The sequence below is a fragment of the Streptomyces sp. NBC_00442 genome (genome assembly GCF_036014195.1).
Classification (GTDB): Bacteria; Actinomycetota; Actinomycetes; order Streptomycetales; family Streptomycetaceae; genus Streptomyces.
In genome coordinates, this window is the sequence record NZ_CP107918.1 from 4075778 (window position 1) to 4094562 (window position 18785).

An 18785-nucleotide genomic window follows, 5' to 3' on the forward strand; every position below is an offset into this window, starting at 1 on the left:
CTTGCGCCACGCGGCCCTCGACACCGCCTAGTTGCCGGCCTCCCGCGTGGGAGCGCCGCCCGCGCCGCCCGCCACGCCCACCGCACCCGGCAGCACGACCGCGAGGATCTCCCGGACGCGCTCGGTGATGTCGGTCCGGTTGTTCATCACCCAGGACATGTGCTGGGCGCCGAAGAACGCCGAGACGAGGACGCGGCCGGTCACTTCGGGATCGTGCCCGGCCGGAAGCGCGCCTTCGCCCTCGGCCGCCCGCAGCAGCCCGGTGACGGTCTCGGTGTAGCCGACGAACGGGGTCGGCAGATCGGTTTCGATGAGGGACTGCTCGATCTGGAGCCTGGCGCCCGCCCGGATGACCTCGTCGTCGCGGAACATCACGCCGGTACGGGTGAGGAGTTCGGCGAGCGTGGCCAGCGGGGACAGCCCCTGCTCCGCCACCTCGTGCGCGGAGGCGCGCAGGCGCACGTAGAACTCCTCGGTCACCGCCGCGGCGAGGGCGCCCTTGTTGGCGAAGTGGAAGTACACCGCACCCTTGGTCGCACCCATCAGCTCGGCCACGTCGAGAATGGTGGTGGCCGGATACCCCTTGTCCGCGAAGGCCCGCGCCGCCGCGTCCAGAATGAGCGCCCGCGTCCGGACGGCACGCTCCTGCTTGAGGTCGGCGGCGGCGGGCTTCTGTCGGGGCTTTGCACTCATGGGGCAACCATACCTTCTTGAAGGTATGTTACGACGGGCGACGGCTGGCCCTCGCGCCCCTCGGGGCCGCCGTACGGCTCAGGTGGGGAATTCGCCGAGCCAGCTGCGCTTGAGGAGGTTTTCGGGGAGGTACTCCGATTCCACCTCGATGGGCTGGCCGGCGTCGTGGGCGAGGCAGGCGAGGGCGAGGGGGGCCAGGGTTACGGCGCTGTCGAGGTCTTCGCGCCGTTCCTCGTCCTCGGTCCAGTATTCGTGGTGCAGCTGGACGGCCTGGGTGAGGGCTTCGGTGAACTTTTCCCGGTCGTTGGTGATGAAGCGGTAGAAGACGTTGAGCGGGGGATACAGGATCTTGAGCATGAGCTCGCGGTCGACGAACCGCAGGTTCTGCGGGTCGGTGCCGTCGAACGCGGCGACCAGCTTCTCGCCCAGCTCGGGGCGTTGCAGCCAGTACGCCTGGAGGGCTTCGACCCAGGGGTAGATGTACTCCTCGAACTCACCCGAGCGACGCAGCAACTCGACGGGGTAGTGGGCGAGTTGGGTCATGCGGGCCTGGTCGCGGCAGATGATGGCGAGCCAGAACGCCTGGAGCCAGGTGCCCGCGTCGGTGAAGTGCGTGGGGCCGCCGAGCCCGGGAATGGTCCGCGGCTTGTGCGCGATCATGCACTCCACGGTGGAGCCCTCGGGCGCGGACGCCGAGGCGAACAGCGCCGACCCGGTCTGCATGGCCGCGACCCACGCCTCCCACGTCTCGATCGTGTTCGCGGTCGGGTCGTGCAGGCAGTGCAGGAACGCGTCGTTGAGCACGCTGCTGAAGGTCAGGCCGAACATGTCCGGCGACCGGTCGAGATGCTCGATCTCCCCCAAGGTGCGCGCATCGATTTCGGCCAGCCACTCGGCAGAGTTCTCGCCGGGCGTGTACGGGCTCCTGGAAATCTTCATCGGCATGCGCTCCATCATCGCGCCTGCCCCCCGGCGCGATGTCCTCGTTCTGTCTGCTCCGCTCGCTGGTCCCCGCCTGGAGTTCCGCGTCGGCTGTCGTCACAGGCCCCGGGGTTCACCGACCCCCGGGATTGCCCGGCGTTGGAGTTCACGGGCTCTGGGGTCGCCATTCGCGCGTGGGCTGGCCGCTCTCGTCCCACCCGAGGTCTTCGAGGAGGGACAGCCCGTCCTGATCGAAGACCTTCCGCGAGGCGAGGACCCCATTGGCATGCCACGTCTTGAACTCGCCGGAGGGCATGCCCTGCCGGACCCGCCCCTCCGAACGCAGGGTGCCGTCCGGGTACCACTCCCGCGACCAGCCGTCCTGGAGTCCCTCTGTGTATGCGTCCAGGCTCACCAGGTGTCCCGCCACATATTCCACGGCCTCGCCGGTGAACAACTCGCCCTGGTAAAGCAGCCGTTGGGCGTCGTCCATGTCTACGGCAGGGCCGTCGATGTCGATTCTGCGCGCGTGCTCATCAGGAGATCCGGTCCTCTTCGCTGGTAAGGAAGCCTGTGACATCACTTTTGGTTCCGGTTGCCCGGAGCGACTACTTCGACCTCTCCGCCCCGCTCGCTGATCCACTCCTGGAGTTCCACGCCGGCCAGCTCTCGAGAGGAGGCGCCGCTGAAGGCCGTGATCGGCCCGAAAGCGGTGCCCGTCAGGCCATGCACCACGGTGGTGTCGTCGACGGTGACCTTGAAGGTGTTCTGGAACAGGATCGCGTCGGTCAGGTCCGCTCCCCGCAGATCGACGCGGAAGAGCGAGGCCCCCATGATCCGCGTCCCTCTGAAGCTTGCTCCCGCCGCATCGACCCCATGCAGGGACGCTTTGACCATGTCGGCGCCGTCGAGTCGCGCCGAACGGAGCACGGACTCGTCGAGGTTGGCCCTGACCAGGTCGGCACCGGTGAGATCCGCGCCGGTGAGATCCGCCGACTGAAGATCCGCGCGGTAGAAGCTCGTGCCCGCCAGCCGCGCCCCCGCCCAGTTCACGTGGCCGAGCCACGCGCTGGTGAAGTCGCGGCCCGACAGATCCGCACCGCGGTAGTCGCCGCCGGGCTCACGCCGCATTTCGGTCACTCACACCGCTCAGGTGGGGAATTCGCCGAGCCAGCTGCGCTTGAGGAGGTTTTCGGGGAGGTACTCCGATTCCACCTTGATGGGCTGTCCGGCGACAGCATTGACGCGCGCACCGGGTCCTCCCGCGTTAGCCGATGACCGCATCGGTGACGTCCAGCGCTCGTCCGTCGATGATGTCAGTAGTTGCCAGCCCGTAGCCCTCCGCATGCCCGTAGTACGTCGGCTCACCGGGTTGCGCCTCGACTCCGAGTAGCTGAACGAGCTCCTCAAGAGCCGACGCGAGTCGCGGCGCGTTGGCGGCATGGATGGCCGGGTGGGGCTCACCCCGGAAATCGTACGCAGCCCATACATCGTGATACACGGAAAGTTCGGCCCAAGGCCCGATCTCGTCCGGCGACACCGTCAACTCGACAAGACGGTTCTCCTTGTGCCGCGCACCACTCGCATCGAACCACACGCCAAAGCCCCGTACGAAGATTCCGCCCATTTCCGCGTTCGGGTAACCGGACGGCCGGCAGGCGCGCATGCGATCCGGCAAGTCCGGATCGTCGAGCGAACGTCCCACAAGGGAAATGCGGCTATGAATCCCAAGCCCGCCCCTTCCGATCTCGAACCAGCTCCACTCAAGCCCGTGCGGCTCCAGTAGCGCATGCTTCTGCAGCACCGCAGTCATGCGCCCCGCAGTCCGGAGCGCGGGCTCCAGTCCGGGCTCATCGATATCGTCCAGATCCCAGGACCAGGAGCCGGACTCCTTTGGTGAGCGCATCAGCATGTCTGTCGATCTTCCTTACCGTTTCGTGGCATTCGTCGGGTAGACGGTGAGAGATCCATCGTCAAACCTTAGCTCAAAATAAGCATTAGTGCGGTCGGCGGCCCGTTGCACGGCTTCGATGTCACGCTCCGTCAGCTCACTCCGGAGGCCATTGATGTCCAAAATTCCGGCCTTAATATCGACCCCTGGCCCACTCAATTGGTGGCCCGCGATTTTCTTGACGGCCGATCTGATGCCTGCCGCGCTGTCCACGTCCTTGAGCTGGGCGCCGTATTCTATTCGCCCATCGCCGCGAATCAGAACATCGAGATCGAGGTTTTCATCCGGGACCTTGAGCTCGAATTCAACATTCCCCGCCCCCTTGCTCTGGAGCTCTGCGGCGTGCTCCATTGCTTGGTGCACGGCAGGGATCATGTCGCGCCGCTTCACCTGGTAAAGGAGGCCTTCGCGGTGACTGAAGTTCGGAACGTCCGCGAATCTGCCGCTCGAAATGTAATCGGCAATTGCGGCACCGTATCCTGACTTTCGCAGCTGCGTCAGCATGCGGTCCTGGTCCACCGCGGAAATCTTCATGTCCTTGAGCGCCTCCGCGACGGCCGGCTCCTGCTCGGGACTCATAGGCCCACTGGGCTGCTGACCTATCCGGTCACCTTCCAGGATCACCCCGGGCTGCCGCTCCGGACGACCGACGTCGCCTCCCGGGCCGTCGCCGCCGCCCCCGTCGTGGCCCGCGCCGCCCGTCCCGTCGTGCCCGCCAGGAACGTGCCCCGCGTCGTCACCCGCGCCACCGCCGTGACCGGGCTCGTGCCCGCCGGAGCCGCCGTCGTGGCCGCCCGTGCCGTGGCCGCCCGTGCCGTGGCCGGCGGAGCTGGTTCCGGAGTGGGCGCCGGTGTCGGCCGCGTGGCCTGCGGTGTCACCCGCGGACGGCGCCCCGCCGCGGCTGCCGCCCGTCGCGCCCCGGTCGAGGTCGTTCGCCGCGCCGCGGCCGAGGTCGTGGGCCGCGCCGCCCGGCGTGTGGCCGGCCGTGCCGCCCGGGGTTCGGGTGCCCGGGGTCGCCGGGTGGTCACCGACGTGGCCCGCGCGGTCGCCCGCGCCGACCAGGACCGGTTGCTTCACGCCGTCCGGCACCGTGGCGTCGACGTGCGGGAGTTCGCTCTTGAGGAGGGCGATGTCGTCGGCGCTGAGTTCGACCTTGGCCGGCGCGACCGTGCCGTCGGGCCTGTAGACCGTGCCCTCGTCGAGGTCGAGGCGGCTGCCGCTGGACCACTCGACGTAGTTGCCCTTGATGACGGGTACGTCGGGGTTCTTGACGTAGGTGCCGTCGAGGTCGTATTTGCCGCCGCCCGCGAGGACGTCCGCGTACCGGCCCGAGTACACGTTCTTGAGGCTGCCGAAGAGGTCGCCGACCTTGATGACGCCGAACTTGCCGGCCTTCGCGACGTACGTCATGGGGTCGACGACCTTGGCGACCTTGCCGGTCACGGAGAGCACCTTGGCTACGGCGCCGCCCTTCGCCGCGCTGCCCGCGCCGCCAGTGAAGACGGTGGTCAGGACGTTGAAGGTGACCCCGCCCGCGGCACGTGCGGGGTTCTTGCCCCACTCGTCCCACGCGACGAGGGCCTTGCCGGTCTCCTTCATCGCGGTACGCGAGTCCCGCAGCCAGGACGGGAGTTGCTTGTCCGGCACGGCCCAGAACAGGCCGCCGAGCGGGGTCGCGGTGATGACGAGGCCGGTGGCGAGCTTCGCGAGGCCCGTCCAGGCCTGGCCGGCCTTGTCCCACCCGTCGGTGCCGACGAGGGTGCCGAGGCCCTTGATGGTGCCCCAGACCCCGTCGACGATGAACCCGTCCCACACGAAGCTCTTGGTCTGCTCCCACAGCCACCGCACGCCCGTGTACTCACGCTCGGCGTAACCGCCCCACGGCGTCTCCTCCGCGTGCTTCATCATGTCGGCGGAGTACCCGTACATGCCGGGCTTGTGGCTGCCGTCGTCGACGGTCAGCTTGCTGCCGCCGACCAGCGCGGTGATCTTGTCGTGGCAGGCGCGTTCGGCGTCCGTGAACGCCGTGACCGTGGCGCCGACATCCTGCACCAGCCTGGTGTTGTGGTCGATCTTCGACTGGTCGCGGCGCCAGTGGTCGTCACCGGCGATGCTGTCGGTGAACGCGAACGCCTCGGTGCGCAGGCTCTGCAATTTCTTGACCAGGGGGCGCACGACCCCCTCGTACTCGGTCAGGGCCGCCGCGGCCTTCTCCAGGTCGTCGGCGAAGTCGTCGGCCTTCGTCTTGACGGGAAGCGTGGTGGCGAAGAGCTGGTCGGCCTCCGGGGCCTGATAGCAGGCGGACAGCCCCTGGAACTCCTTGTGCACGTCCGCGCCGCCGTCACGGAACGCACCGGCCTGCTTGGTGAGCGCTGCGGCGTCCTTGGTGAGCTGCTCCAGGTCACCGGTGAACATGGGTATGCCACCGGGCTCGATGACGTCGTCGCTCACTTGTGACCCTCCGGCTCGGGCTGGACCGGCTTGCCGTCCGCGCCGAGCTCCTGGCCCTTGTCGTTGACGACCGGCTCCTTGATGGCCTGGCTCTGCTTGTTCGCAGCCATCGCCACGTCACCCTTCATGTACTCCGTCGTCGCGTCGTACGCGCCCTGGAGCGAGTGCTGGGTACGCACGGCGATGTAGCCGAGCTCCTGCGCCTTGTGCTGCATGAACTCGCCGAGCGCGCCGCCGACCGGGCCCATCGGGGCCTCACCGCAGTACGGACCCGAGATCGTGCCGGCGGACGACGCCGCCGACTTCAGGCTCTCCTGCATCGAGGTCCCGGCCTTCGACATCGCCTCGGCCGCCGTACCCGTCTTCTTCAACACGCCCGAAACCCCGGACGGCTTGATGTCCCAACTCGTCACCGCACCACACCCCCGTCGATCAACCGCACACCACGCACCGCGCCGCTGTCGCCTCAGCCGATGGCGTCGACGGCTGCTTTCGCCTTGGAGAGGGTGGAGTGGGCGGTACCGTCGTTGAGTTCGAGGGTGCCGCGCACGAGGCGGATGATCTCGCGGACTTCGGCGGCCGCCTTGTTCCAGCGCAGTTCCTTGCCGTGGTACTCGTCCGAGACACCGTCCGCCGTGAACTCCGCCATCGCGGCCTTCACGGCCCGGTCGCGGTCGTTGAGGACGCGCTCCAGGTTGCCGATGATCCCGGCGAGGCCGCCCTGTACTTCGGTGGAGGCGCCGGTGTCGTAGCTGCGCCGGTCCAGATTCTGACCCATGTTGTTCCGTCTCCCCCGGGTTAGTGGCGTGCGCCGAAGCGGGCGGCGTCGAAGTTGGCCGACGACATGTTCTGGTGCGCGTTGGACTCCTGCTCGTGGTCACCGGCACCGAACGCGTTGTCCATACCGGACTGGCCGCCCAGAATGTCCTGCAACGACCCGTTCAGGTCGTTGGTGATCTCGTCGGCGTGATTCTTGAACTGGTCGAACGCGGCCTTCCCGGCCCCGTTGAACTTGCCTTCCAGCGGATCGGCCGCAGCGATCAACTGCCGGATCAGCGAGCCCAGATCACTGCTGGACCCGTCCGTGCTCCTGCCCAGATCGGACAGAGTCGTGGACCCCATGTCGAACTTCACGCACACACCCCCGTTAACAACGCAACCGGCACAGACATCACGAACCGCCGCACGTGCCTCGCGCAGCGACTTCCATGTCTATCGAACGCACGTCGCAGGTGCAACGCGGATCCGTCCCAGGTTCGTCACCATCGGGTGCCGACGCGCTTCGGCCCCGGCCCACCGCGCGGTACAGCGGAGACCGGGGCCGTGACGCTCAGGCGACCGGGGCGCCCTTCCAGCCCACGAACGCGGCCCACACCCCGGGACCCACGGCGAGCGCCGGACCATGCGTCACCTTCGAGTCCCGTACGTGAATGGCTTCGCAGCAGGTGGCCACCTCTACGCGGTCGCCTCCACTGGAGCTGCGGGACGAGGACTTGCGCCAGACGGCGGCCACCTCGATGCACTGGCCCCCACTGTCGTCGCTGTAGCTGGACTTGAACCACTGGAGGGTGCTGCTCATCTCTGTTCTCCTGCCAACTCCTCGATGAGGCCCAGCGATTCGCGAAGACCCAGGGCCTGTGCTCGGATCTTCGCATAGCGCCGTGCGTACGTACTCACCTTCGCCGGGTCGGTGATGAGAAGGCTCTCGCCCTGGACTTCCAGGTATCCCAAGCGGTCGTGTTCTGGAGTCTCCACCAAGGTGATCCCGCCGCGGGCACCCGCGTGTTCTCCGCTCGTTCCGCATTCGAGCGGGAGCACGTGAAGGTTGACATTGCGCCTGCGCGTGTACGCAATGAGGTGTTGCATCTGGCCGGTCATGACCTCGGCGTTGCCGATTGTCCGCCGCAACACCGCTTCCTCCAGGATCAGCTCAATCGAGACGATCGGCTCCCGGTCGAACAGAGCCTGTCGTTCCATACGGGCTTGGACCAGTTCTTCTACCCGCTGCTCGGACAGCGGGGGGTAGCCTCCGCCGATCAAGGCGCGTGCGTACTCCTCCGTCTGAAACAGTCCGTTGATGACCAAGGTCTCGTACATCTGGAGCACGATGGCGCGCTGCTCCAAGGGCGCGAAGTTCTGGAACTGCTCGGGGTACTTCTCCAGCCGTACGGCGGTCCGAGCGTCCTCGAAGATGCCCATGCCGTCGCCGAGTACGCGCTCCAGCTCCACCAGCATCTGGTCGCTTGCGGGCTGAGCCAGAGTTTCCATGGCGCTCACCGCCGCGCCCGAGAAGCCGAGCTCGGCTCCCAAACGGTCCTGGGACCACCCTTTCCGTACGCGTAATTTGCGAGCGAGTTTGGCGACCATCTGGGCCATCGGCCCCGCCGTCTCCTTGTTTTCCGCTCGTGCCATGTGCGATCACGCTCCGACTCAACCGGACTCAACCGGTCACTACCCAGCCCCGCCGAATTCGACCCGGTCATACGGGAGTTGAGGCTGGTCAACGGCTCCCGACGGTCCCCGCGCGGTCATGGAAAACGCTAGCGGGGCGACCCCAGACTGTCCTCGTGGATGCGCAAATCGATGAGGTGAACCTCGACTGGATTCCGCTCGCCGGGTTCCAGCTCAGGAAAGCGGGCGTGCAATTCGACGCCGTGCGAATCAATGGGGCCGTTGGGCGGTGTGTGGCGGATGCGATGGAGGAGCTGACCGGGGGTGACCCGGGGCCGATCGTCGCGGATGCGCTCGGGTGGCGGGCGGTGTACTTCCTGGTGCCGCCGCGCAGTACGTCGCACCGGGCGTGGCCGGCGGTGGCGACCCCGTTCAACTCTGGGCGAGGGAGAGTCAGTTACGTGCCGGTCCCGGCGCTCGATGGGCGTACCTGGCCGCTGTCGTGGCGGTGCCTGCCCTCGGGGCCGGACCGGTTCGTGCATACACCGCTGCTCAACTCGCTGGTGCATCAGCTACGTTGAGGCGCGGGTGGCGGCAGCGGAGCGGGGCGCCGGCCCATGGCCGAACGCCCCGCCCGCCCCGCTTTCGGTGTCCCTGCTAGCCGGCCACCTCGTACTGCCCGGTCACCAGGAAGTACCGCATGTCCTCCGGGGTGCCGTCGAGCGCCTTGTTGCACGCCGCGCGGAGGGCGTCGCTGATGCCTGGCCTGGCCAGGATGCGGGAGATGGCGACGCTGTCGTCCTCGGCCTGGGCGAGGCGGTAGCCGGTGGTGCGGAAGGTGCGGAGGGCTTCGGGGGTGCCGTTGTCGAGTGCCTTGGTGGCTTCGCGGATGACGGCGCGGTCGCCGTTCTTCTGGGCGACGCCGAGTATGCGGGTGGTGGCGACGCTGTCGTCCTCGGCCTGGGCGAGGCGGTAGCCGGTGGTGCGGAAGGTGCGGAGGGCTTCGGCGCTGCCGTTGTCGAGTGCCTTGGTGGCTTCGCGGATGACTGCGCGGTCGCCGTTCTTCTGGGCGACGCCGAGTATGCGGGTGGTGGCGACGCTGTCGTCCTCGGCCTGAGCGAGGCGGTAGCCCGTGTCCAGGAAGGTGCGCAGGGCTTCCGGGGTGTTGGCGTCGAGCGCCGTGTTGGCGTCGCGGATGACACGTCTGTCGCCGTCCTTGATCGCCTGGCCCAGGATGCGGGACACGGCGACACGGTCGTCGTCCTCGGAGGCGGGGCCGGCCGACGGGCCGGACACGGCTGTCGCGGCGGGCGACGACGCGGCCGTCGTGCCGGAGGCGAACGCCGGGGTCGCCACGGCGAGGGCCGGCGCCAGGGCGGCGGCCGCGATGAGGAGGGCGGCGAGGGTGGGTCGCATGAGTGTGCCTCCGTGATCGAGTTGCAGACGGGGAGATCATCGGTGCTGCGGGCCACCCCGTCATTGCCGGTTCCGGGCAGACTTTCGGCCCGTTTCTTGCCTGCCGCACAACCGATATCACGCGCATCCCGGATTCCCCAATTCCGCTCAGCGGCAGGAAAGTTGCGACCGTCGGCCATTCTCGCGGAGTCGGTCCGGTCAAGCGGAATTCGTCGAATCCGCATCGGGGTCTGCGTCCGTATGACGTCCCTTCCGCAAGTGGAATGCCGTGCGCTGCGTACGGGTGCGCGCCGCCCGAATCCAGTCGCTTCGGGCGTTGTCCCAGGACCACATACTTCCCTGGTCAAGGAACCACGTACACGGGGGCACACGCATGGCCGCACACCTGTCGGAACGAGGGCTCTCTTCGGAGCACCGCGCGTTATGGATTTCCTGTATTCCGGTTTTCCCGGCGGCCTTCATGCTCGTGGTGGGCCTGTGGGGAATCACCCGGCAGGACACCATGTGGCGGGACGAGGCCGCCACATGGCAGGCATCGCGGCGTTCGCTGCCGGATTTGTGGCACCTGCTGCACCACGCCGATGTCGTGCACGGTCTCTACTACTTCCTGATGCACGGCGTGTTCGCCCTGTTCGGCGACAGCCTGCTCGCTCTGCGGCTGCCCTCCGTGCTGGCGATGGCGGGCGCGGCGGCGTTCGTCGCGAGGATCGGGGCTCAACGAGGTTGCCCCGCGACGGGGTTGTGCGCCGGGATCACCTTCGCTCTCCTTCCGGCGGTACAGAACTACGCACAGGAAGGACGCTCGTACGCACTCGTCACCCTCGGGATCGCGTGCGGTACGTGGCTGCTGGTCGGGCTCCTCGACCGCCCGGGGCGGTCGCTGCGGTGGGGGACGTACGCCGGGGTCGTTCTCGTCACCGGCTGGCTCAACTGGTTCGCGCTGCTCGTGCTGCCCGCCCACGCCGTCGCCGTGCTGTGCGCGCGGCCGGGGCGCGCCGCCGTCGCGCGCTGGGCGCTGTCCTCGGCGGTGGCCGTCGCCGGCACCCTGCCGCTGATCCTTCGCAGCCAGGACCAGTCGGGCCAGGTCTCCTGGATCAAACCGCTCACCCCGGGCTCCCTGACCGTGCCCGCGCTCATGGTCGTGGGCGGGGTGGTGTGTGCGGTGTGCGGTGCCTCGGGGGGCCGGGGGCGGTCCGCCCGGGAGGGGCGTGCGGGGGGCGGGGGGTCCGGCGCGCTCGGGCAGTCCGGCGTATTCCGTGTATCCGGTGCGTCCGGCATGTTCGGTGTGTCTGGAGCGCGTGGGGTGGCCCTTTGGGGAGTTGGTCTTCCTCTGCTCGCCTTTCCCCAGGCCGCGTTGCTCGCCGTGTCCCTCGTCAAGCCGCTCTACGTCGACCGGTACGTGCTCTTCTCCTACCTGGGTCTCGCCCTGCTGATCGGGGCGGCGGCCGCCCGCGCGTACCGGGCCCTGGTGCGGCCCGGGGTCGCGGCCGCCGTGGTCGTGGTCGCGCTGGGCTGTGTCCTGCTGCCCGCCGAGCTGGGGCACCGGGGTCCGCACAGCCGCATCGACGACGTGATCGCCCCGGCGAACGTGGTGGCCGCGACGGCCCGACCGGGCGACGGGGTGCTGTACATACCCGCCGCGCGCCGTGACACCGCCCTGGTGGCTCCGGCGAAGTTCGCCGGCCTCGACGACGTCGCGCTGCTCCAAAGCCCGGCGGATTCAGGCACGTTGAAGGGTGTCGAGAAGGAGCCGGCCCGCATAGCACGGGCCGTCGCCGCGCAACGACGTGTCATCCTCGTCACCGATGCCACCGGGGTCTCGACCAATGAGGGGGACCGGGCCAAGCGGCGTGCGCTCGACACCCACTTCGTCTGCGTGTCGGACACGCGCGTCCACGGGCGGCGGGTCGCGGTGTACGAGCACCGAAGAGGTCAACATGCCCATTGAGTAAGGGAGTTGGGGGGCGGGGTCAGTCTCGCTCGTAGTCGAGGTACTCACCGGTCTCCGGGGTCAGGCGGTGCAGGCGGCCGTCCGGCAGGAGGCTGATGGTGCTCGGTTTTCCGGGGCTGCAGGAGCCCGTCGAGCCCGTTCCCACCTGGGACGGGCCGATCTGGAGCGGGGCGTTCGACGAGGCCGGGGCCGAGGTCAGGCGGGCCTGGAAGACGCAGTGGTAGCCGCTGCCCTCGGCGGTGAGCGTGAGGACGGTGTCGCCGGGCCCGCCCGCGCGGATGGCGAGGTGGCGGGGGTCCTCGCCGGTGGCCGTGGGCACGGTGGCCGACCAGGCTCCGATGTACTGGCGCGGTACGCCACCGGGTGTGCCGGGATCTGTCCCTTGGCTCGAACTCCCGCCGGGCGAGGGCGAGTTGGGATCGGCCGGTGTCGTCGACCGGGTGTCGTCCGTCGCCTTGCCCAGGCTGTCGCCGCTCATGAACGCGTACACCGAGCCGCCGGCCCCGACCGCCACCACCAGGGCCACCGCGATCAGCGCCACCGTGGATCTCGTGCTGCGGCTGGGCGGGGGTTCCGGGGCGTACGGGGTGGAGAGGGAGGGCGGGTAGTCGTAGGGGGTGGGGTCCGCGGGGTGTGTGGGGTGTGCGGGGTGTGCGGGTGTCCGGGGTGGGGGCGGCGATATGCCGAACGCGGGTGCGGTCGGGGGCGTGGGTGCGTCGGGGAGGGTGTCGGGGGGCGGGGCCGCGTTCGGCCCGGAGTGGCCGGAGTGGCCTGAGTGGCCTAGGTGGTCGGAGGCGGTGATGTCGGTGCGGCCGGCGGTGGTGCCGGTTGCGGTGGTTGCGGTGGAGGGTGTGTGCGTCGTCGCGCCGGGGTCTTCCATGTCGAGCAACTGCGCTGCGTGGCTGCCCAGTTGGGCCACCAGAGGAGCCGGCAGCCACGGGTCGGGGGCGTGGCCGGGGAGCCGGGACAGGATGTGGTCGAGGCTCGGGCGCGCCGCCGGATCCTTGTGCAGACAGTCGCGTATCAGGTCCTGGAGGGACGCGGGCACGCCGTCGAGAACGGGGGGCTCCTGCGCGATGCGGAACATCAACGCGTGCACGCCGCTCGACGCCTCCCCGAACGGGAGCCGGCCGCTCGCCGCGTACGCGAGCACCGAGCCGAGGCAGAACACGTCGCAGGCCGGGGTGATCCGGTCGCCGCGCACCTGCTCGGGGGCCATGAAACCCGGCGAGCCGACGAGCGCGCCCGCCCTGGTGAGGCCGGCGTCCGTGCCGGTCTCCAGGGCGCGGGCGATGCCGAAGTCGATGACGCGGGGGCCGTCGATGGTGATCAGGACGTTGGAGGGCTTGAGGTCGCGGTGGACGATCCCGGCGCCGTGGACGTCCCGCAGTGCACGGGTCAGGCCGCGGGCCAGGACGCGTACGGAGTGCTCGGGGAGGGGGCCGTGCGGGCCCTTCACCACGGACTGGAGGGACGGGCCCGCGATGTAGCCGGTGGCGATCCAGGGGGCGGGGGCCTCGGTGTCGGCGTCCAGGACGGGGGCGGTCCAGGGGCCGCCCACGCGGCGTGCGGCTCTCACTTCCTGGCGGAAGCGGCCGCGGAACTCTTCCTGGTCGGCGAGGTCGGGGCGGACCAGTTTGACGGCTACGGTGCGGCCCCGGTCGGAGCGGGCGAGGTAGACCTGGCCCATGCCGCCTGCGCCCAGGCGGGCCAAGAGGCGGTAGGTGCCTATTCGCTCGGGGTCGGCCGGTTCGAGTGGCTGGGTGCCGCCGAGGCTCGCGCTCATGCCCTCCCTCACCTCCCCGGTCCCCGGTGCGTTTCGTCTTGCCGACGGGGTGAGGATAGTGGGGTTGGGTCGGGCGGGGTCCTGCGGGCGGCCGGGGTGGTCGATGGCGAGCCGGCTTCGCGCAGTTCCCCGCGCCCCTGAACCCGCCTTCGTGTGCGGACCGTGCCCGCGTCCCGCGCAGTTCCCCGCGCCCCTGTAGGGCACCCCGGCGCCTCTGGCACCCCGCCTCGGAGGCACTTACCCAGGGGCGCGGGGAACTGCGTAACGGCCGCGGGGTGCGACATCTTGCCGAGGGATGGGGGTCTCGGTGGACAGGATGGCCATGGCCGGTCCGACCTGGGCGTACTTACCCTGGACCCATGACCCCTCAAGGCACCCCCGATCCTCAGGCCGGCGCGGCAGTGAAGGCCGCCGACCGCGCGCACGTGTTCCACTCCTGGTCCGCCCAGGGCACGATCGACCCGCTCGCCGTGGCCGGCGCGGAGGGGTCCTACTTCTGGGATTACGAGGGCAACCGCTACCTCGACTTCGCCAGCGGGCTCGTCTTCACCAACATCGGCTATCAGCACCCGAAGGTCGTCGCCGCGATCCAGGAGCAGGCCGCCACGATGACGACCTTCGCGCCCGCGTTCGCGGTCGAGGCGCGTTCGGAGGCGGCCCGGCTGATCGCCTCGCACACCCCGGGCGACCTCGACAAGATCTTCTTCACCAACGGCGGCGCCGAGGCCGTGGAGAACGCCATCCGCATGGCCCGCCTGCACACCGGGCGCCACAAGGTGATGAGCGCCTACCGCTCGTACCACGGCGGGACGAACACCGCGATCAACCTCACCGGTGACCCGCGCCGGTGGGCCTCCGACAGCGGCTCGGCCGGGGTCGCCCGGTTCTGGGCGCCGTTCCTCTACCGGTCGCCCTTCCACGCCACCACCGAGGCGGAGGAGTGCGAGCGCGGCCTCCGGCACCTCGAGGACACCATCGTCTTCGAGGGGCCCGCCACCATCGCCGCGATCATCCTGGAGTCGGTGCCTGGCACCGCCGGCATCATGACGCCGCCGCCCGGCTACCTGCCCGGCGTGCGCGCGCTGTGCGACAAGTACGGCATCGTGCTCGTCCTGGACGAGGTCATGGCCGGGTTCGGGCGTACCGGCAAGTGGTTCGCCTGCGAGCACTTCGACGTCGTGCCGGACCTGCTGACGTTCGCCAAGGGCGTCAACTCCGGCTACGTGCCGCTCGGCGGCGTCGCCATCAGCGGCGAGATCGCCGAGACCTTCGAGCACCGGCCCTTCCCCGGCGGCCTCACCTACTCCGGGCATCCCCTCGCGTGCGCCGCCGCCGTCGCCACCATCGAGGTGATGGAGGAGGAAGGCGTGGTCGAGCAGGCCGCGCACATCGGCGCGACCGTGATCGAGCCGGGGCTTCGCGAGATCGCCGAGCGGCATCCCTGCGTGGGCGAGGTGCGCGGCAGCGGCGTGTTCTGGGCGCTCGAGCTGGTGCGCGACAAGGAGACGCGCGAGCCCCTCGTGCCGTACAACGCGAGCGGCGCGGACAACGCGCCGATGGCCGCGTTCGGTGCCGCCTGCAAGAAGAACGGCCTGTGGCCCTTCATCAACATGAACCGCACGCACGTGGTGCCGCCCTGCAACGTCACCGAGGCGGAGGTCAAGGAAGGCCTCGCCGTCCTCGACGAGGCGCTGACCGTGGCCGACGAGCACACCGTGTGAGCCGCCGGGCCGCTCCGTCCGGTCCGGGCCCGGTCGGTCCCGACTGGGCCGGGTCGGTCCCGCGTGGGCCGGGCGGATCCGGCCCGAGCAGGGTAGATGCGGCCTGAGCAGGGTCGATCCGGCCTCGGCGGGGGCGAAAACCCCGCTCTCCTTTGTTCGGTTTCCCGGCCACCCCATAGGGTGGCCGGAGCCGGAGAAGGGGAGCGAGTCATGCCCGCGAGCGGAGCGGTCACCCGCAACACCCTTCGACAACAGATCGCGGACGCGCTGCGTGACGAGGTGCTCGCGGGGCGTATGCGGCCCGGCGAGGAGTTCACCGTCAAGCAGATCGCCGAGCAGTACGGCGTCTCGGCGACGCCCGTGCGCGAGGCGCTCGTCGACCTCTGTGCGCAGGGCCTGCTCGACTCCGACCAGCACCGCGGCTTCCGGGTGCGGGTGTTCACGGTCGACGACTACAAGGGCATCGTCGAGGCGCGGGCCCTGGTGGTCGACGGGATATTCCGGCGGGCCGCGGTCCCCGGGTCGTTCGACGCCCACGGGCCGGCCCTGGTGTCGGTGCGCCGGCGCGGCGAGGAGGCGGCGCGGGCCGCCCGGTGCGGCGACCTGAACATCCTGGTCGGCTACGACCTGCGGTTCTGGCGCGAGCTGTGCGCGCTGGCCGGCAACACCTACATCTCCGACTTCCTGCACCGCCTGCGCATGCAGAGCTGGGTGTTCGCGGTGCCCCACCTGCGCGGCCACGGCGACCTCGGCGACTGCCTGTGGACCGGCCACGGCGAGGTCGTCGCCGCGCTGGGCCGGGGCGACTTCGACACGGCGCGGGCGCTGATCGCCGCGTACAACGACGCCTCCCTGACATGGGCGGAGCGGCTGCCCCGGTGACGACGAACACCCCGGCCGCACCGGTCGAACTGAGCGTTGTCGTCCCCGCCTACAACGAGGAGCGGCGCCTCGCCCCGACTCTCGAAGCGATCCGCTCCCATCTCGGCGACAGCTGCGTCTGGGAGCTGATCGTCGTCGACGACGGATCGGGCGACGAGACCGTACGCGTGGCGAAGGAGGCCGCCGCCCGTGACGCGCGCATCCATGTCGTCGTCAGCGGGAGCAACCGGGGCAAGGGCCACGCCCTGCGGCTCGGGGTGCTCGCCTCCTACGGGCGGCGCGTCCTGATCACGGACGCCGATCTGGCCACGCCCATCGAGGAGTTGGACCGTCTCGACAAGGCGATGACCGAGGGCGACACGGCCGCGGCGATCGGATCGCGTGCGCACCCCGACGCGCGGATAGAGGTCCACCAGAGCCGGCTGCGGGAACATCTCGGGCGGATGGGCAACCGGCTCATACGGGCCGTCGCGGTGCCCGGCATCCGCGACACCCAGTGCGGCTTCAAGCTGTTCGACGGCGAGAAGGCGCGCGCCGCGTTCGCCGACGCCCGCCTGGACGGCTGGGGCATCGACGTCGAGATCCTCCAGTTCTTCCGGCGCCGCGGCTGGGCGGTCGCCGAGGTGCCGGTGCGCTGGTCGCACCAGGAGGGCTCGAAGGTGGGCGCGGCGGACTACGGCAAGGTGCTGTGGGAACTGGCCCGGCTCAAGGCGCGCGCGGTGCGCCGCGTCGACCTGGTGCTCGGCGCCCTGTTCCTGCTGTCGTCGGTGCTGCTCTACAAGAACCTGTGGGACGGCCTCGGGCGGAGCTACCTCACCGACTCGATGCAGGACCAGAACCAGTGGGAGTGGTTCTTCGCGGTCACCGCGGTCAACGTGGCCCATCTGCGCGACCCGCTGTTCACCACCGTCCAGAACTTCCCCGACGGCGTGAACCTCATGGGCAACACCCCGATGCTGGGACTGTCCGTGCCGCTGGCACCGGTCACGCTCGCGTTCGGGCCGAGCCTCACGTGGGCGCTCGTCCTCACCCTGGGGATCTCGGCGACCGCGTACGCCTGGTACTGGCTCTTCGCCCGCCGGGTGACTGAGAATCGCTGGGCGGCGGGGCTCGGCGGGGCGCTCGCCGCGTTCGCGCCGCCGATGATCTCGCACGGCACCGCGCATCCGAACTTCTGCGTCCTGTTCATGCTGCCGCTGATCATCGACCGTGCGCTGCGCCTGTGCGAGGGCCGCGACGTGCGCCGCAACGGGATCGTGCTCGGCCTGTTCACCGTCTACCAGATCTTCCTCGGCGAGGAAGTGCTGCTGCTCGCCACGCTCGGCATGGCCCTGTTCGCCCTGTCGTACGCACTGGCCCGCCGCGATGTCGCGCGGGCCGCGATCCGGCCGCTGGCCACGGGCGCCGCGTACGCGCTCGGGGTCTGCCTGGTGCTGCTCGCCTACCCGCTGTACCGCCAGTTCGCCGGCGCGCAGAGCTATCACAGCGTGCTGCACGGCGACAGCGCGGGCAATTCACCGCTGGCGCTCGTCGAGTTCGCGGGGCGCTCCCTCCTCGGCGACGAGGCGACCGCCGACAAACTGGCCCTGAACCGCACCGAGCAGAACGCCTTCTACGGCTGGCCGCTGGTGGCCCTCGCGTTCGCGCTCGTCGTACGGCTGTGGCGGCGCCCCCTCGTCAAGGCGCTGGCCGTCACGGGTGTGGTGGCCGCGGTGCTCTCGCTCGGGCAGAAGATCCGCATCCCGTACACGGACATGGTGTTCGCCGGGCCCTGGAAGCTGCTCGCCCACAAGCCGCTCTTCGAGTCGGTGATCGAGGGCCGGGTCGCGATGATCTGCGCGCCGGTGCTCGGCGCGCTGGTCGCGCTCGGCGCGGGGCGCCTCGCGCACAGCCGGGCGCGCCTGAACAAGGCGGTCGGGTTCACGGCGATCGCCCTGGCGCTGCTGCCGATCGTGCCGACGTCGTACCCGACCAATGCCCGGCCGCAGGTGCCCGAGTTCATCGCGTCGGGGATGTGGAAGAAGTACGTGGGGCCGGGGGAGTCCCTGGTGCCGGTGCCGCTGCCCGACCCCGGTTCGGCGGAGGCGCTGCACTGGCAGGCGGAGACGGGGCTCGGCTTCTCCGTGCCCGGCGGCTACTTCAACGGGCCCTGGGGCCCGGACCGCATCGGCATCTACGGGGCCTCCCCGCGCTGGACGTCGAACCTGTTCGGCGACGTCCGCTCCGGCAAGCCCATCCCCGACATCGGCACCGACTGGCAGAACCAGGCCAGGGCGGACCTGGCGTACTGGCGGGCCGGTGTGCTGGTGCTGGTGCCGCAGCCGCGCGCGCCCGAACTGTACGAGACGGTGTCCCGGCTGCTCGGGCGGGCGGGCACGGAGGTCGGCGGCGTGTGGATCTGGGACGTGTCCCCGGGGCGGTGACATGTCTCCGGGGGCGGTGACGTGATCCCCGGGCGACGGCGGTGGCGCACGCGAGTCCGACTCAAGTCCGGGTATCCGAGTAACGGACGGGCTCGTGGGTAAACCTTTGCGACCGGGGCGTGCGGGAGGAACCGGTCACCCCGCAGCGGGAGTTGACGGGCGCTCTTCGCGCGGCGTGCCCGGCGCACTACGCTGTCCC

General features: G+C 69.9%; 18 protein-coding genes. 5 read left to right on the forward strand and 13 right to left on the reverse strand.

From position 1 onward, the window contains the following. Nucleotides 1-27: 27 nt before the first annotated feature. From OG432_RS18375 to OG432_RS18425, 11 genes are all read right to left on the reverse strand, one after another. Nucleotides 28-693, reverse strand: coding sequence for a ScbR family autoregulator-binding transcription factor (locus OG432_RS18375; protein ID WP_328312025.1), 666 nt, complete (start codon nt 691-693; stop codon nt 28-30). Nucleotides 694-771: 78 nt separating this feature from the next. Next, nucleotides 772-1638: an immunity 49 family protein gene (locus OG432_RS18380; RefSeq protein ID WP_328312026.1), complete on the reverse strand. Its 867-nt coding sequence runs from the start codon at nt 1636-1638 to the stop codon at nt 772-774. Nucleotides 1639-1780: 142 nt separating this feature from the next. Then, nucleotides 1781-2107 carry a toxin-antitoxin system YwqK family antitoxin gene (locus OG432_RS18385; RefSeq protein WP_328312027.1) on the reverse strand — a complete coding sequence of 109 codons (327 nt, stop codon included), beginning with the start codon at nt 2105-2107 and terminating at the stop codon, nt 1781-1783. A gap of 86 nt (nt 2108-2193) precedes the next feature. After that, complete coding sequence (locus tag OG432_RS18390) at nt 2194-2745, reverse strand: pentapeptide repeat-containing protein (protein WP_328312029.1); 552 nt, start codon at nt 2743-2745, stop codon at nt 2194-2196. A 136-nt stretch (nt 2746-2881) separates the two neighbouring features. Further along, entirely contained in the window at nt 2882-3526 is a 645-nt protein-coding gene (locus tag OG432_RS18395; protein WP_328312030.1) for a hypothetical protein, read from the reverse strand. A gap of 15 nt (nt 3527-3541) precedes the next feature. Further along, the gene (locus OG432_RS18400; protein ID WP_328312031.1) at nt 3542-6016 is read right to left on the reverse strand and encodes a hypothetical protein; all 2475 of its coding nucleotides are present in this window, start codon (nt 6014-6016) and stop codon (nt 3542-3544) included. Next, nucleotides 6013-6429 carry a DUF6507 family protein gene (locus OG432_RS18405; RefSeq protein ID WP_328312032.1) on the reverse strand — a complete coding sequence of 139 codons (417 nt, stop codon included), beginning with the start codon at nt 6427-6429 and terminating at the stop codon, nt 6013-6015. The genes OG432_RS18400 and OG432_RS18405 overlap by 4 nt, the downstream gene beginning before the upstream one ends. Before the next feature lie 53 nt (nt 6430-6482). Beyond that, nucleotides 6483-6794 carry a pore-forming ESAT-6 family protein gene (locus tag OG432_RS18410; protein ID WP_328311255.1) on the reverse strand — a complete coding sequence of 104 codons (312 nt, stop codon included), beginning with the start codon at nt 6792-6794 and terminating at the stop codon, nt 6483-6485. Nucleotides 6795-6814: 20 nt separating this feature from the next. Continuing rightward, nucleotides 6815-7150, reverse strand: a complete 336-nt coding sequence (locus tag OG432_RS18415; protein ID WP_328312033.1) for a hypothetical protein — start codon at nt 7148-7150, stop codon at nt 6815-6817. A 196-nt stretch (nt 7151-7346) separates the two neighbouring features. Further along, nucleotides 7347-7595 (reverse strand): DUF397 domain-containing protein, encoded by a 249-nt coding sequence (locus OG432_RS18420; RefSeq protein WP_328312034.1) that lies wholly within the window; start codon nt 7593-7595, stop codon nt 7347-7349. After that, on the reverse strand, nt 7592-8428 hold the full coding sequence (locus OG432_RS18425; protein WP_328312035.1) for a helix-turn-helix domain-containing protein: 837 nt from the start codon (nt 8426-8428) through the stop codon (nt 7592-7594). Before OG432_RS18425 ends, OG432_RS18420 begins: the two co-directional genes overlap by 4 nt. Before the next feature lie 155 nt (nt 8429-8583). Between OG432_RS18425 and OG432_RS18430 the strand changes: the two genes are divergently transcribed. Further along, on the forward strand, nt 8584-8988 hold the full coding sequence (locus tag OG432_RS18430; protein WP_328312036.1) for a hypothetical protein: 405 nt from the start codon (nt 8584-8586) through the stop codon (nt 8986-8988). Between the two features lie 76 nt (nt 8989-9064). Here OG432_RS18430 and OG432_RS18435 read toward each other — a convergent pair whose 3' ends face one another. Then, nucleotides 9065-9823 (reverse strand): ALF repeat-containing protein, encoded by a 759-nt coding sequence (locus OG432_RS18435; protein WP_328312037.1) that lies wholly within the window; start codon nt 9821-9823, stop codon nt 9065-9067. 460 nt (nt 9824-10283) lie between these two features. On the opposite strand from OG432_RS18435, the gene OG432_RS18440 reads away from it, so the two are divergent. Further along, a complete protein-coding gene (locus OG432_RS18440; RefSeq protein ID WP_328312038.1) occupies nt 10284-11771 on the forward strand; it encodes a glycosyltransferase family 39 protein in 1488 nt (495 codons plus the stop codon). A gap of 22 nt (nt 11772-11793) precedes the next feature. Here the strand turns inward: OG432_RS18440 and OG432_RS18445 are convergent, their stop codons facing one another. Continuing rightward, entirely contained in the window at nt 11794-13560 is a 1767-nt protein-coding gene (locus OG432_RS18445) for a serine/threonine-protein kinase (RefSeq protein WP_328312039.1), read from the reverse strand. Between the two features lie 359 nt (nt 13561-13919). Here OG432_RS18445 and OG432_RS18450 point away from each other — a divergent pair, with 359 nt between their 5' ends. The 3 genes from OG432_RS18450 to OG432_RS18460 all read left to right on the forward strand — a co-directional run bounded on the left by OG432_RS18450 (nt 13920) and on the right by OG432_RS18460 (nt 18586). Then, on the forward strand, nt 13920-15281 hold the full coding sequence (locus OG432_RS18450; RefSeq protein ID WP_328312040.1) for an aspartate aminotransferase family protein: 1362 nt from the start codon (nt 13920-13922) through the stop codon (nt 15279-15281). A gap of 210 nt (nt 15282-15491) precedes the next feature. Then, nucleotides 15492-16163 carry a GntR family transcriptional regulator gene (locus OG432_RS18455; protein ID WP_328312041.1) on the forward strand — a complete coding sequence of 224 codons (672 nt, stop codon included), beginning with the start codon at nt 15492-15494 and terminating at the stop codon, nt 16161-16163. Beyond that, nucleotides 16139-18586 (forward strand): glycosyltransferase, encoded by a 2448-nt coding sequence (locus OG432_RS18460; RefSeq protein ID WP_443058410.1) that lies wholly within the window; start codon nt 16139-16141, stop codon nt 18584-18586. Before OG432_RS18455 ends, OG432_RS18460 begins: the two co-directional genes overlap by 25 nt. Nucleotides 18587-18785: the final 199 nt, after the last annotated feature.